The organism is Tunturibacter gelidoferens, assembly GCF_040358255.1.
Classification (GTDB): Bacteria; Acidobacteriota; Terriglobia; order Terriglobales; family Acidobacteriaceae; genus Edaphobacter; species Edaphobacter gelidiferens.
This window is the reverse complement of sequence record NZ_CP132938.1, coordinates 1,922,930-1,935,473: the sequence shown is the minus strand read 5'-3', so window position 1 is coordinate 1,935,473 and position 12,544 is coordinate 1,922,930. Positions and strand designations below refer to the sequence as shown.

Below are 12,544 nucleotides of genomic sequence, written 5' to 3'. Positions count from 1 at the left end.
TACCCGTAAGTTGCATGAGGACTCGCGACCGAGAGAATCTCTCCGTTGTCCAGCGCTCATTTTCTTTTTGAAGCATTGAATCGCGCACCAACGCAAAGTTAATGCAGCAGAGACAGTCCGAGCCAACGCGCAAGTGTCCCGCGTATTGCTCACAGCCGAATGGGTAACCAATCCGTGTTCAGCTTATCTATGATTTGGCACACAACTAGTTACCTTTTGTCGGCCGAGAGGATATATCCACGCCAAAAAGACGACAGGCCGCGACCCAGCCGTCAGCCTCTTTTCATTGCCTCGGTTCTCGAAGCATCCCCACAAGCTCCGCGAAGTGCCTAGGCCTTCCCACGCATCTTCGCTGCCCACCAGCGCGACCCCACCAGCAGAAATCGCCAGTCCTTCAAAAACTCCGGCGGCTTCCCTTCAATCGCGTGCCCCACAAACTGCAGCAGCCACCCAAAGCAAAACAGTCCGACCCCCACCCACAGCAATCGGTGCCACACAAGCGTCGCCACCAGCACCGGCAGCGACAACATAATAATCGGAATCCCAAACGTATGCGTCAGCCGGTTCAGCGGATGCTGATGGCTCTCCGAATACTCCGCGATCCAACTCTCCCAACTTCGTCCGCCAAGCATGGCGACACCATACTCTCGGCTCCTCATCACCCGCAATCAAAATCATCCACATCGCCGCCAAGCGGCTTTTCACGCCTCATCGCCGTCAAACCTAAGAACATCCACTTCGCAAGCCTCTCAGGCAAAAGCAACGGATGAAGGAGCAGTCATCAGCATGGCTAAAGAGTGGATCGAGAATCTCGCCCAGGACATCAAGCAAAAGTCTCACGACGCAGCCGAAGCTTACGGCCGCTCCAAGCACCAGGCCGGCATCATCACCACTCAGGGCAAGCCCTTCTTCACCAGCCTCGCCGCCTGCCTCGAGCAGGACATCACCGAGATCAAGCGCCACCTTCAAGGCGACGTTACCGCCTCCGACACCACCATCCAGACCATCAGCGCCACCGAGATTAAACTCACCCGCAGCCGCTTTCCTTGGTTCGACGCGCGCATCACCCACAACGACTCCACCATCATCCTCGACTACGCGAAGGGCCTGGGCGTCGCCGGAGACCCCACTCTCGATCGCAAGACCCGCCACTTCGCCTTTCAGGTCACGGATGACGACACCCTGTACATCCAGGACTCCTTCGCCGACAATCCAAAACGTTTCCACCAGCCCGAAGACCTGGCCCGACAAATCATCCAGATACTCTTCGAAGTCTAGCCACCCGACTCCGCAGCGCCATTACTCCCACTGCGAGCTGTGCCGCTCCAGCCACCAGCACGCAGAGTTTCCGTGCTGCGGAAAGATCGACCGGCTGCACGTCACCGGAGTCGCGCCCATATAGTCATACTCCACCTTGTTGCCCTTCAGCGGAGTAGCCAGAAACTGCTTTACCTGCACCACCCGGTACGCCGTCCCATGCGAGACGCGAATCCCCAACACCGCCCAATCCCCCACCCACAGCACCCCCGCCGCAACAGCCAGAGCCACCAGCAATCGAACCATCCGCCCAGTCCATAGTCCCATCAGCCAAAGTATGGCACATCGACAAAATAAGCATTGCGGCAAAAAGGCCGATAACTCTGTTCAGGGGGAGTTCCTTGGATGTTTCTCCCGCCTGACTCACAAAGCCCCCGGGCATTCGGCACTGCTTTACCGCAAGCAAGAAGTTAGAGGAAGAAGTCAGAGGATCGTATGAAGTTCAAATTGACGTTGACTCGGGTCGTCTTGTCGACCCTCCTCTTCCTGACACTCTCCCTGGCACATAACGCATTCGCACAGAGCTCCCCCACAGCTACCCAGCAGCTTCAGCTCTCAGCCTTCGTCGGAGGCACCGGCACCTTCACCAACTTGGCGGGTGGAAAAAACCTCGACATCACCGCCGGCGCTGACCTCACGCTTCTCTCCTTCCGTCTCTTCCGGCCCGCCGCTGAGATTCGCGGCTCTTATCCCATCGACGAAGGCACCATCAGCAGTCAGAAAAACTTCCTCGTCGGCCCCAGGGTCGAGTACCCCCTGGGCCGTCTCCACCCCTACGCCAACTTCCTCGTCGGCCGCGGCGCAATCGACTACCTCAGGGGCGGCTACATCTTTGGCAACGTCCGCTACATCAACTCCAATACCCTCGTCCTCTCCCCCGGCGTCGGCCTCGACTACAACCTCACCCATCACCTCGCCGTCAAAGTCGACTTCCAGTACCAGCACTGGGACACCCCCGCGGTACCCTCCGGCAGCATCCGCCCGAAGGCCATCACGCTCGGCGCCGTCTACATCTTCGACTTCAACCCGCGCCATCGCCATAGCCAATAGCTTTTCTCCGGGCGATCCAAAGCTCAAATCGGCGCCGGCCTCTGGACTCGACTCTCGCCATAGCGTATCTTTCTGCCGGAAGTCTAAATTCATAGCAACCGGAGAGAACAGATGATCCGCCTAACCCGTCGCGTGTTTCCGGCCTTTGCTGCATCTCTCGTCTTCACCCTCTCTGCTCCAACCGTCATCGCTCAGGAGCCCACGCCCGGCCCCACCTGGTCGCAGGAAGACACCGTCCGCATCGTTCAACAGGTGCAGAAAAAACTAGCCGGCCTCACCAATCTCGGAGTCTTCGACTGGCTGACCTTCGGCATCCACGGCAAAACACTCGTCCTCAAAGGCTTCGCCTCCCGTCCTACACTCAAAAGTGATGCCGAAAGAGCCGTCAAAGGCATCCAGGGCATAGACGCGGTCGACAACCAGATCGAGGTCCTCCCCTACTCGCCCATGGACGACCGCATCCGCGCCGAAGTCTACAACCGCATCTACACCCAGCCCTCCCTCAGGAAGTACAACGCAAATCAGGGCAACCTTGGACGCGCCATCGGGCCCGGAGCAGGCGTCGCCCTGGCCGCTGGCGGCATCACCAACTCCCCGCCCATGGGCTTTCACGCCATTCACATCATCGTGAAGAACGGCAACGTCACCCTATACGGAGTCGTCCTCAACCAGATGGACTCCTCCATTGCAGGAATGCAGGCAAACTCCGCCCCAGGCGCCTTCAGCGTCGACAACGACCTCATCGTCCAGGGCTCCGCCTCCAAACCAAAAGAGAAATAGAACTACGCCGCGCCCTTCCCGACACGGGAGCCGTTCCCCAAATCCGGCTCCCGCAACCCGTTGCCGCTCCTTTTGTCTGCCGTCGACTTTTTCTTTCCGCTGCAGTTGCCTGTCTTTTTGTTGTCATCCCGAAGGGTCTGCGGTTGCAGTTCACCCTCCCCTCAAAAGACAAAAGCATCAAAAGGACCAGCAGCAGCCCAGCCCTTTTTGTTGTCATCCCGCAGGGATCTGCGGTTGTAGTAACCCTCTTCCACACATCAAAAGCCGAAAGCAGCCGAGACACCCTGCTCCTCACCCATCAAAATCCTGTCAAGCCCCGTAATCCCCTAAGTCATACTCACACAAGGAGATCCACATGGCGTATTAGTTTATGTCTAACCGATATAATGGATCTAGCGACTCAAACAAGCCCCGGCGAGGCCGAGGCTTTCTTATTTCAGAGAGGAAACGAAGGACTTTTTGCTAAACGCTCTCGTACCTTGCGCTCCTAAGGAATTATTTGGCCGCAATCTTTCCGGAAGAAAACGTTTCGCCCATAAGTCCTTTATAAAGACGAATTTGCCCTTAACCCGTTTAGAAACACAATTTTGCAGAAACCCGCTATTGTTATGTATATGAAAATAGGTGACTTGCACCGAAATACCCCCCAGGGGGTACCCACCTCACAGATTGAACAGCTCACGAAGCCGCTTGGTCTGTGCTCTGCTGACCGGAATCTCCGTCTTCTGAGCATCGTCCATCCTTAGCTGGTAGCTGGACTTGAACCACGGTACCACCTCCCGTATGTGCTGAATATTCACCACATACGACCGGTGCGCCCTCCAGAACGTCTCCGGATCGAGCTGGTCCATCAGCTCCTCCAGCGTCCTGCAGTTTGAGTGCCCCTCAACCGCCCGCGTCACCACACTGATGGTGCCCTCTTCGATCGAGGCAAAACAGATCTCGCGCTGATCCACCAGCAGCAAACGGCTCTGCGCCCGAACAATTACCTTGCCCGAGTTGGCCTTCGGTGCCTGCGTCTGCTCCTCGACCAGCCGCAGCAGCGCGTCCAGCTTGGCCCCCGTCTCTAGCGCCAAGCCCGCCGGCTCCGGCGGAGCAACCCGTCGAGCCTGGGCCTTCTCGATCGTCTGCATCACCCGCTTTCGATCAAAGGGCTTCAGCAGATAATCGATAGCATTCACCTCGAACGCGCGCACCGCATACTGGTTGAATGCAGTCGCGAACACCACCTGAGGCATCGGAACCTTACGGTCCAGCAGCTTCTTCAGCACGCCAAAACCGTCAAGGCCAGGCATCTGCACATCGAGGAACACCAGATCCGGCTTATGCATCCGAATCAGTTCCACAGCTTCGATCCCGTTAGTTCCCTGCGCCAGAACCTCAACCCCGCCCGCGCGCTCCAGCAAGTACTGCAGCTCCTGCCTCGCCAGTGGTTCGTCATCGATGATGAGTGCAGTCAGTGACATGCTCGCAACTAGTCACTATATACGCGCAGCCGCGCAGGCGCATGGTCCTCGGCCAGATCGTGCCCGCACTGCGTGCAGTACACATCCGTAATCTGCACCCCGCGGAAGCAACGTCCACACACAGGAGCCAGCTGGAACTGGCACTGCGGACAGAAGTGTATGCTCGAGATAATCTCCGTACTGCAATGCGGACAAGGCATCAGCATCGGCTGTCGCAGCAGGAAGTACACCACCGCCCCGATCCCACCCGGAAGCACCACCACGATCAGCATCCACAATCCAGCCGGCATCCGGCGGCGCCGAACATCGCGGCTCACATACCCCACCAGCAACACGTAGCTGGCAAACGCAGTACCCCACGAGTAACCCATCAGCAGTCGCATCGGGAGCAACTCATGTTTGTGATGCGGCAACACTCCATGGAACAGATACTGCACGGCCCCAAACACCAGAATGGCCAGCACCACCGACCAGGTCGGTATCATGCTCAACTCATCCTCACTCCCTGCCCGGGTGACTTGCGATCGATCTGATCCCTGATTCCAAAATCTCATCATCCAGCCACCTCGCGCTTACGGGCACGGCGAAACAACACCAAAGCGAGCAAAGCCATCGACACAGGAAAAAACCACAAACATAAAACTAAAAACTGATTACTCGCATCCGGAAAACCATTCGACGATACATCGTAGGCGTCAAGCGCGCTCCAGACCGCAGTGCAGATGATTACAAAAAGGGCCGAACAAACGGCCAGTGGAATCCACATGCTTCGAACGCGATTGCGTCGCGCCGCGAGCGTCTTCGCCCGTTCCCGCACCACACGATGAGTCCGATTGACCACCGAGGCGCGAGCACCCATCTGCAGATCTATCAACTCTGCTCGGTGACTCAATCTAGAATCGTCTTGCGGCAAAGAGGTCTCGAGGGCGTTGCTCATATCCCGACCTCCGCAAACGAACGAGAGGATCGAAGCTGCTCCATCTCCGGCTTCAAAGCCGCCAGTCCGCGATAAAGCCTGGACTTCACCGTCGATAAAGGTGCCCGAGTTACGGTGGCGATCTCCTCCAAAGAAAGTTCTTCATAAAAACGAAGAACAAGAACCTCTCGGTAGCTAGGTTCTAGCTTCAGCAAAACCTCCCCTACTTCAGCGCAGTTTTCGCGGGATTGAAACTGCTCGAGCGGTGAAGGTCCTGACATCGCGACCTCAAACGGCCGTTCGTCTTCTTTCCCCTCACCCATCTCGTCAAGGCTGGCCATCACCCGCTTTCGCGACAAGTCAATCACCAGATTTCTCGCAATGGTAAAGAGCCATGTGTCGAACCGTGCTTTGCCGTTGTACTGTGCCCCTCGCAGCAGAACCCGCATCCACGTCTCCTGAAAGAGATCCTCGGCAACTTCACGCTTCCCAGTGAGGAAAAGAAGATAACGGAGAAGACGGTGCTGATAAAGCTCAATGAGTGAATCCAGTAACTCTGGACTCTGCTTCTTTAACCCTTGGGCGGTCGCTGCGTTTTCGCTTGAGACTTGAGCCCCGAGCGTCGACGTCAGCGAGATGGAACCACTTTGCACACTGCTAGAGACGTTCTTTCGGCCTAACAAGACTCGCGTTTTTCCCGCACGGTCCATAAAAGAGAAATTTCCTGTCAGAGATCCTGGAAGTCTATTCGCAGGCCCAACGTTGCTCTCTAGACATTCTAAGGCCTCGCTGCTTTTCTCCTGGCATGGGCGGTAGACTTGAGTGATGGAAGTTCTTTATGGCCTGCACCCTGTCGAGGAGGCTATTCGGTCGGGGGCGCGGGCGCTTGACCATGTCAGTGTGGCACGAGAGCGGCGGGATGAGCGGCTGGAGAGGCTGATCGAGCTGTGCCGGACGGCTGGCGTTCGGGTGTCGCTGGAGTCTCGGGACCAGCTGACCAGGCTGGCGCGGACGGATGCGCATCAGGGTGTGCTTGCGGTGGTTCGGGAGCGTAAGTTCCTGGGGATCGAGGACCTGCTGGCTCCGAAGGAGGAGGGGAAACACAGGTTCTTCCTCGCTCTGGATGGCGTCGAGGACCCGCACAACCTTGGAGCGCTGCTGCGGACTGCGGATGGAGCGGGCGTCGATGGTGTGATTCTGCCGGAGAGGCGTTCTGCTCCGGTGACCGCGACGGTGGCGAAGACCTCGGCGGGAGCTTCGGAGCATGTGCGGATCGCTCGTGTTACGAACCTGGTTCGTGCGCTGGAGCAGATGAAGCAGAAGCACGTTTGGGTTCTTGGGCTGGATGAGCGCGGAACGCCGGATTACACAGAGTATGACTTCAAGGGCGACTGCGTTCTGGTGCTGGGGCGTGAAGGCGCTGGGTTGCATGACCTGGTGAAGAAGACCTGCGATCATCTGCTGAGGATTCCGATGGCGGGACAAGTGTCGTCGCTCAATGTGTCGGTTGCGGGCGCGGTTGTGATGTTTGAGGCGATGCGTCAGCGCCGTCAAACTGCGGCTCCGCCAGCTGCTCGAAAGCCTTCGAAGGAACGTAAGGGATTGGGATCTTGAAGAGTTTTGATGTTGTTTCGGTTGTAGGTCGCCGGCTGGTTCTGGCGGCTGTGTTTGGAGTTAGTTTAGCGCGGGCGCAGGAGGCTCCTCCTGCCGATTCGCCTCCGCCACCACAGGGTAAGGTTCTGTTCGATCGAAATCTGGATTCGCCAGAGGTTGAGAAGAAGGAGAAGCCTCCGGTAAGCCAGGCGGCGGTCGAGGTCAGCGATGCGGAGCGCACCTCGCTCACCTTCACTTCGTACGATCTGGATGTTCATCTGACTCCGGCGCAGTCGCTGCTGGGGGTTCATTCGAGATTCTCCGTGAAGAACTCGGGGAAGGCTCCGCTGACGAGGCTCGTGTTTCAGATCTCGTCGGCACTGAGCTGGGAGAGTTTTGCAGCGCAGATTGAGGGGCGCGTGGTGCCTCTCACTTTCACGCAACATGCGATCGATACTGACGCCGATCACACGGGGAAGGCGACCGAGGCGGTGGTCTCTTTGCCCCAGCCATTGGAGTCGGGGGCGAGTCTTGCGCTGACGGGCTTCTACTCGGGCGAGGTGGTGCAGTCGGCAGAGCGGCTGGAGCGAATTGGTGCGCCGCTCGACCAGGCTGCGAATGCGGACTGGGATCAGATCACCGCGGAACGGACGGCGCTGCGCGGGTTCGGCAGTGTTCTGTGGTATCCGACGGCTGCGGCACCGGTGTTTCTGGGTGATGGAGCGAAGCTGTTCCAGAGTGTCGGGCTGAACAAGCTGCAGCAGGCTGAGGCGACGGTGCATATGCGACTGACGGTGGAGTATGTCGGCGATGCGCCGGATGCTGCGTTCTTCTGTGGGCGTCGGGAGCAGTTGGTGAAGGTGAGTGAGAACCAGAATCTGCCGGTGGCTGAGTCTCCGGGGGTGGCGACGGCTGAGTTCTCCGCGCGGCCGTTGGGATTTCGTACCTTGAGTCTCTTTATCACCGATCGGGCGGGTACTGTGACCGACAACAGCCTGATCTCCGCGGTGACCGACCACTACGATGCACTGCCGAGCTATGGCGCGGCTTCGACGAAGGTGCAGCCGCTGCTGGTCGAGTGGCTGGGAGCCGGTCCGCTGAACGTGCTCAACATCCTCGATCACGACGGGCAGCCGTTTGAGGACGATGCTCTGCTGGTGGTGCCGATGCGTGCCGCGGCAGCAGAGGTGCTGGCTCCTTCGCTGGTGCATTCGTTGAGCCATGCATGGTTCGGCTCGTCGCACGTCTGGCTGGATGAAGGCGTGGCGCAGTGGATGTCGCTGTTGTGGATCGAGCAGAGTCAGGGGCGGGAGGCGGCGGTGAAGCGACTGCAGCAGGAGGCGAACACACTGTCTCTTGTGGAGCCGGGGCCTTCTTCCGGCTCGTCTACCGGAACGTCGTCCAGTTTGTCGGCCGGCTCCTCCGCCTCCGATGCCGGGCAGAGCCTGATCCTTGCGAGTGATGAGGTCTACTACCGGACGAAAGCTGCGGCGGTGCTTTGGATGCTGCGGTCGGTGGTGGGCGATGATGCGTTGAAGCGGGCGCTGCAGACCTACCGGACCGACAAGATGGACAGCGACCCGAAGGAGTTTCAGCGGGTTTTGGAACGAAGCGCCAAGCGGGATCTGGCCTGGTTTTTTGATGATTGGGTGTATCGGGATCGCGGCCTGCCGGACCTTAGCATCGCCAACGTGACGCCTCGTGCGCTGGCCAAGATTGGGGACAAGGGCAAGGGGTTCCTGGTGTCGGTGGACGTGACGAACGACGGGGATGCGGCGGCTGAGGTGCCGGTGACGGTGCGATCGGGGGCGTTGACTTCGACACAGAGGCTGCGTATCGCGGGACGGTCGAGCGCTTCGGTACGGGTCGTGTTCGAGGGTACGCCGGATGAGGTGATCGTCAACGACGGCAGCGTGCCGGAGGTAACGGCTTCGATTCACACCAAGCAGATTGTGGCGCACTGAGTTCTCCTTTCCCGGGAGGGTACCCCCTGGGGGTATTTTCGCGTAAGTTATTTATTTTCATGAGATTGACGTTTTATGATTTTTGCAAATTCTTCATATGAAAAGGGTTACAGCTAAATACGTCTCACCAAAGGGTTTATGGATTAAATGCAAAAACCCCGGCTGCTGGACGGGGTTTTTTCTTTGCTGCTTCCAGTATAGCTGATGGCTGGTAACTGATACGCCAAGTCTATCTTGTTGTGTGGGCTTGGGTTAGGGGTTTTGGAGGCTTGACAGATTTTTCGGCGGGCAGGCGACGACAAAAAGCAAAGGCAAAAGCAGATCCCTACGGGATGACAACAAAAGGACAGGCAACGGCAAAAGCAAAGGCGAATACAGGGATTCTTCGACTGCGTTGCTCACAAAAGCGTGAGCAACTTCGCTCAGAATGACGTTATCTATTGTGGAGGGTGAGACGTAAGAGCAAGTGCGGTACAAAGGGAAAAGCTAGCGATGTGGTCGGGGAACTGGAGGGCGGGGTGAGGTGTCGGTCCAGGTTTGGGGCTGGCCCCAAGGGCGGGAGGCGGTGAGGTCGATGCGGTAGGGGCCGGCTGCCCGGTTGGTGGGCAGGACTTCGGCGAGGCCGTCGCCTAGCTGGGGGAGCGCGGTTGCGAGGGCCATTATGCGTGCTGTGGAGGCCATGCCGGTGAGGTGAAAGGTGCAGCCTGCGGCGTCGAGGTGGCCTTCGAGCGTCGCGGGATCTTTGCCGCCGAGAGCGAGAGAGACAGGCTCCAGCTGAAAGCCATCGGCAGTGGGAGGAGTGGGTTTGTGATGTTTGGTTTGTGGAGTTTTTGGGGCAGGCGCCGTGGTGGAGCGAAAGGCAACATCGCCCGTGACCAGAGAGGTGGGGCCGGCGTGGGGATTGATGAGGCTGCTGTTGCTCAGAAGCAACTCTCCGTGCCAGGGTAACGTGCCGGAGGAGGCGGGAGCATAGGAGAGATTGCCGGTGAGAGCGCCGGCGGCAGAGATGTCGGCGGGGACGCGGGCGCTGGCTACCCGAAGCCACTCGAGGAGCGTTGCGGCGGGGAGGCCAGGGGTTCCGATCTGCAGGTCTGCGGACTTCGGGTTGCGGAGGTCGGGGACAGAACCGGTGAGTGCGACGATGGGCGCATCGGAGGAACCGGCTGGCGGCCAGCTGCAGCGAAGATCCTGGAAGGAGTGGAAGTCGGCGGTGGCAGAGCCGAGGCATTGGAGATCGATGTCCATGGGCTGAGCGGGCACGAAGTCTGCGCGGCGGGTGTCGGTGAGGCGGAGGCGGGCTTGTACGTTGCTGTTGCTGACGGTGCCCTGGGCGTTGGCGGTAAGAAGCATTTCGCCGCGGATGCCGGCGTCGCGGCCAAGGAGGAGGCGGCTGGCTCCGCCGAGCGGCGCGTTGCGCCACTCGCCGCGCAGGCTGATGGGGACCTGATCGAGCGAAGCGGCTCGGCCGAGAGTGCCTTCGAGTTCGAGCGTGCCGGTGTCGGATACGTCGGTGTCGGTGCGGGCCGGACGAGCGGAGAGGCGAAGATGCCATTGCTGCGGGTCGGGGAGCCAGAGGGCGAAGTCAGCTTCGGTGAGGGAGATAGGAGACTTTTCGCGGTCGAGTTTGAGGTTGAGACGCGCCCCAGTGGCTTCGATGTAGGGGAAGCGCGGGGCGGGACCGGCCTTTCTCTGCGCGGTGGGAGCGGCGGAAATGTGGGCGGCGTGGAGGAGGATGCTCTCGAGGTTCCACTTCCCTGCCGCGGTGTGGACGAGGTTGACGCTGGGTTCGGTGAAGCTGATGGTGGAGAACTCGACGCGGCGGCTCCAGAGGGAGCTAAGGCGAAGGGTGGCGCGGACGGAGTTGGCACGGATGACGGGCTCGGAGCCGAAGGCTGGGTCTTCGTCGACGACGAAGTTTTCGAGCGTGAAGCCGGGAAGGGGAAGGAGGTTGAGGGAGACCTTGTCGAGGTGGACGGGGCGGCCGAGGCTGTCGCCGATGCTGGTGGCGATGCGGCGCTGATAGCGGTTAACGCTGATGTAGGGAGGGAGCAGGATGAGCAGCATCACGGCAAGAATTACGAAGGCTAGGTAGAGGAGGCGGCGCAGCGCGTGCGTGCTGAGGGACGGAGCGGTGTCAGCTTCCGCGGCTTCGCTATGGTCGAGGGAGGGCACGTAGTTGGGGCCGGTTTCCTGCATGAGTAGTCGTCTGAGTTACCTGGAGCCAATCTTCAGTTTGCCTTGCTGCGAGAAGCTCTCCGGAAAGCAATCGCGAATCCCAATGCCGCAAATGCAACCGCTACCGGCAAACCATAAAGAAAGGCTGTCATCCCGGCCATCGAATTATGCTGCGGATAGCGCCAGACGGCCCAACGAAGGTAAGCAATATTGAAAATAACGAACGTGCCAGCGAAAGTCGCACCTGCCACAACGCCTGAAAGAACGATCCTTATTACCATGGAATCAGATCTAGTTATCTGCAATTGACCCGTCTCGTCACTTGATGAGATGAAGCGTGCGCTTCCAGCGTGTTTCGTCGAAGATGTGGAGGATGATGTGGCCCATGAAGCCGAGGCGCTCGCCTATGCTCTGCTTGTTGATCTGGTCGGCGGGGGTTTGGAACGACCAATAGACGAAGAGGGGGCGGCCTACGATGTTTTCGCGCGGGACGAAGCCCCAGTAACGGCCGTCGAGGCTTTCGGTGCGGTTGTCGCCCATGGCGAAGACCTTGCCGGGGGGGACGATGAGGTCGCCGTCCTGAATGTGGTTGGTAAGCTCATAGGCCCAGCTGGCGGTGACGTTGCCGTAGTTGTCGGGCGGGACGGCGGGAAAGTCGTCGCGGTAGGGATCGAAGGCGTGCTGGGGGTTGTCGTCGGTGGCGGGCATTCCGGCGTAGGGCTCGTTTTGGGCGACGCCGTTGAGATAGACGACGCCGTTACGGAGATGGATGCGGTCGCCGGGGATGCCGATGGTGCGCTTGACGAGGAAGAGATCAGGCTCGCCGGGCTTGAAGAAGACGATGATGTCGCCGCGGCGGACGTCGCGATAGAAGGTGAAGGGGGCCCATTTGGCGGGCGGGGCGAGGGAGATGCGGTCGACGAGGACGTGGTCGCCGATGAGCAGGGTCTGCACCATGGAGGCGGAGGGGATCTCGAAGTTCTGGAAGATGAAGGTCATCACGAAGAGACCGATGGCGAGGACGGTGCAGATGGAGGCGAGGGACTCAAGAGGAGTTTCGGCCTGCTCCTGCTGGGCGACGTCGGGGGTGGTGGCTTCGGTTGTGATGGTTTCGGGCAAGACTCTTCTCCACAGATGCAGCTTTCAGTGTATCGCTGATGGCGGGAGTAAGGGGGAGATTCGTCTACCGCGAAACCGGTTTCAGGCTTCGCCGCCCACGAGAAAGTACACCGGAAGCTTTGGCCACAAGATGCCATGAGCGAAGTGCGCGAAGACAAAAACGA

Annotated in this window: 13 protein-coding genes; 5 read left to right on the top strand and 8 right to left on the bottom strand. The window is 59.2% G+C overall.

The features are described 5' to 3' along the window. Positions 1 to 329: 329 nt before the first annotated feature. Complete coding sequence (locus RBB81_RS08680) at positions 330 to 659, bottom strand: DUF962 domain-containing protein (RefSeq protein WP_353073910.1); 330 nt, start codon at positions 657 to 659, stop codon at positions 330 to 332. Between the two features lie 127 nt (positions 660 to 786). Here RBB81_RS08680 and RBB81_RS08675 point away from each other — a divergent pair, with 127 nt between their 5' ends. Beyond that, positions 787 to 1,278 (top strand): hypothetical protein, encoded by a 492-nt coding sequence (locus tag RBB81_RS08675; protein WP_353073401.1) that lies wholly within the window; start codon positions 787 to 789, stop codon positions 1,276 to 1,278. 21 nt (positions 1,279 to 1,299) lie between these two features. Here the strand turns inward: RBB81_RS08675 and RBB81_RS08670 are convergent, their stop codons facing one another. Then, positions 1,300 to 1,563, bottom strand: coding sequence for a hypothetical protein (locus RBB81_RS08670; protein ID WP_353073400.1), 264 nt, complete (start codon positions 1,561 to 1,563; stop codon positions 1,300 to 1,302). Between the two features lie 189 nt (positions 1,564 to 1,752). On the opposite strand from RBB81_RS08670, the gene RBB81_RS08665 reads away from it, so the two are divergent. Continuing rightward, on the top strand, positions 1,753 to 2,367 hold the full coding sequence (locus RBB81_RS08665) for an outer membrane beta-barrel protein (RefSeq protein WP_353073399.1): 615 nt from the start codon (positions 1,753 to 1,755) through the stop codon (positions 2,365 to 2,367). Between the two features lie 111 nt (positions 2,368 to 2,478). After that, complete coding sequence (locus RBB81_RS08660) at positions 2,479 to 3,147, top strand: BON domain-containing protein (RefSeq protein ID WP_353073398.1); 669 nt, start codon at positions 2,479 to 2,481, stop codon at positions 3,145 to 3,147. A gap of 662 nt (positions 3,148 to 3,809) precedes the next feature. Here RBB81_RS08660 and RBB81_RS08655 read toward each other — a convergent pair. The 4 genes from RBB81_RS08655 to RBB81_RS08640 all read right to left on the bottom strand — a co-directional run bounded on the left by RBB81_RS08655 (position 3,810) and on the right by RBB81_RS08640 (position 6,239). Beyond that, positions 3,810 to 4,613: a LytR/AlgR family response regulator transcription factor gene (locus RBB81_RS08655; protein ID WP_179581553.1), complete on the bottom strand. Its 804-nt coding sequence runs from the start codon at positions 4,611 to 4,613 to the stop codon at positions 3,810 to 3,812. A gap of 8 nt (positions 4,614 to 4,621) precedes the next feature. Next, complete coding sequence (locus RBB81_RS08650) at positions 4,622 to 5,098, bottom strand: zinc ribbon domain-containing protein (protein ID WP_406707434.1); 477 nt, start codon at positions 5,096 to 5,098, stop codon at positions 4,622 to 4,624. A gap of 68 nt (positions 5,099 to 5,166) precedes the next feature. Beyond that, positions 5,167 to 5,550, bottom strand: a complete 384-nt coding sequence (locus RBB81_RS08645) for a hypothetical protein (protein ID WP_179581551.1) — start codon at positions 5,548 to 5,550, stop codon at positions 5,167 to 5,169. After that, complete coding sequence (locus tag RBB81_RS08640; RefSeq protein WP_423248055.1) at positions 5,547 to 6,239, bottom strand: RNA polymerase sigma factor; 693 nt, start codon at positions 6,237 to 6,239, stop codon at positions 5,547 to 5,549. Before RBB81_RS08640 ends, RBB81_RS08645 begins: the two co-directional genes overlap by 4 nt. Positions 6,240 to 6,354: 115 nt before the next feature. On the opposite strand from RBB81_RS08640, the gene rlmB reads away from it, so the two are divergent. Beyond that, on the top strand, positions 6,355 to 7,143 hold the full coding sequence (rlmB, locus tag RBB81_RS08635; protein WP_183789804.1) for a 23S rRNA (guanosine(2251)-2'-O)-methyltransferase RlmB: 789 nt from the start codon (positions 6,355 to 6,357) through the stop codon (positions 7,141 to 7,143). Next, positions 7,140 to 9,086: a M1 family aminopeptidase gene (locus tag RBB81_RS08630; protein ID WP_353073395.1), complete on the top strand. Its 1,947-nt coding sequence runs from the start codon at positions 7,140 to 7,142 to the stop codon at positions 9,084 to 9,086. Before rlmB ends, RBB81_RS08630 begins: the two co-directional genes overlap by 4 nt. A 486-nt stretch (positions 9,087 to 9,572) precedes the next feature. Here the strand turns inward: RBB81_RS08630 and RBB81_RS08625 are convergent, their stop codons facing one another. Together RBB81_RS08625 and lepB are read right to left on the bottom strand one after the other, a co-directional pair. Continuing rightward, on the bottom strand, positions 9,573 to 11,282 hold the full coding sequence (locus RBB81_RS08625) for an AsmA family protein (protein ID WP_353073394.1): 1,710 nt from the start codon (positions 11,280 to 11,282) through the stop codon (positions 9,573 to 9,575). Between the two features lie 297 nt (positions 11,283 to 11,579). Then, on the bottom strand, positions 11,580 to 12,380 hold the full coding sequence (lepB, locus tag RBB81_RS08620; RefSeq protein ID WP_353073393.1) for a signal peptidase I: 801 nt from the start codon (positions 12,378 to 12,380) through the stop codon (positions 11,580 to 11,582). Between the last annotated feature and the right edge of the window lie 164 nt (positions 12,381 to 12,544).

Coding starts and splice junctions, on each gene's coding strand:
- RBB81_RS08680 (WP_353073910.1), bottom strand. CDS start 659: ATGAGGAGCCGAGAGTATGGTGTCGCCATGCTTGGCGGACGAAGTTGG.
- RBB81_RS08675 (WP_353073401.1), top strand. CDS start 787: ATGGCTAAAGAGTGGATCGAGAATCTCGCCCAGGACATCAAGCAAAAG.
- RBB81_RS08670 (WP_353073400.1), bottom strand. CDS start 1,563: ATGGTTCGATTGCTGGTGGCTCTGGCTGTTGCGGCGGGGGTGCTGTGG.
- RBB81_RS08665 (WP_353073399.1), top strand. CDS start 1,753: ATGAAGTTCAAATTGACGTTGACTCGGGTCGTCTTGTCGACCCTCCTC.
- RBB81_RS08660 (WP_353073398.1), top strand. CDS start 2,479: ATGATCCGCCTAACCCGTCGCGTGTTTCCGGCCTTTGCTGCATCTCTC.
- RBB81_RS08655 (WP_179581553.1), bottom strand. CDS start 4,613: ATGTCACTGACTGCACTCATCATCGATGACGAACCACTGGCGAGGCAG.
- RBB81_RS08650 (WP_406707434.1), bottom strand. CDS start 5,098: ATGATACCGACCTGGTCGGTGGTGCTGGCCATTCTGGTGTTTGGGGCC.
- RBB81_RS08645 (WP_179581551.1), bottom strand. CDS start 5,550: ATGAGCAACGCCCTCGAGACCTCTTTGCCGCAAGACGATTCTAGATTG.
- RBB81_RS08640 (WP_423248055.1), bottom strand. CDS start 6,239: ATGGACCGTGCGGGAAAAACGCGAGTCTTGTTAGGCCGAAAGAACGTC.
- rlmB (WP_183789804.1), top strand. CDS start 6,355: ATGGAAGTTCTTTATGGCCTGCACCCTGTCGAGGAGGCTATTCGGTCG.
- RBB81_RS08625 (WP_353073394.1), bottom strand. CDS start 11,282: ATGCAGGAAACCGGCCCCAACTACGTGCCCTCCCTCGACCATAGCGAA.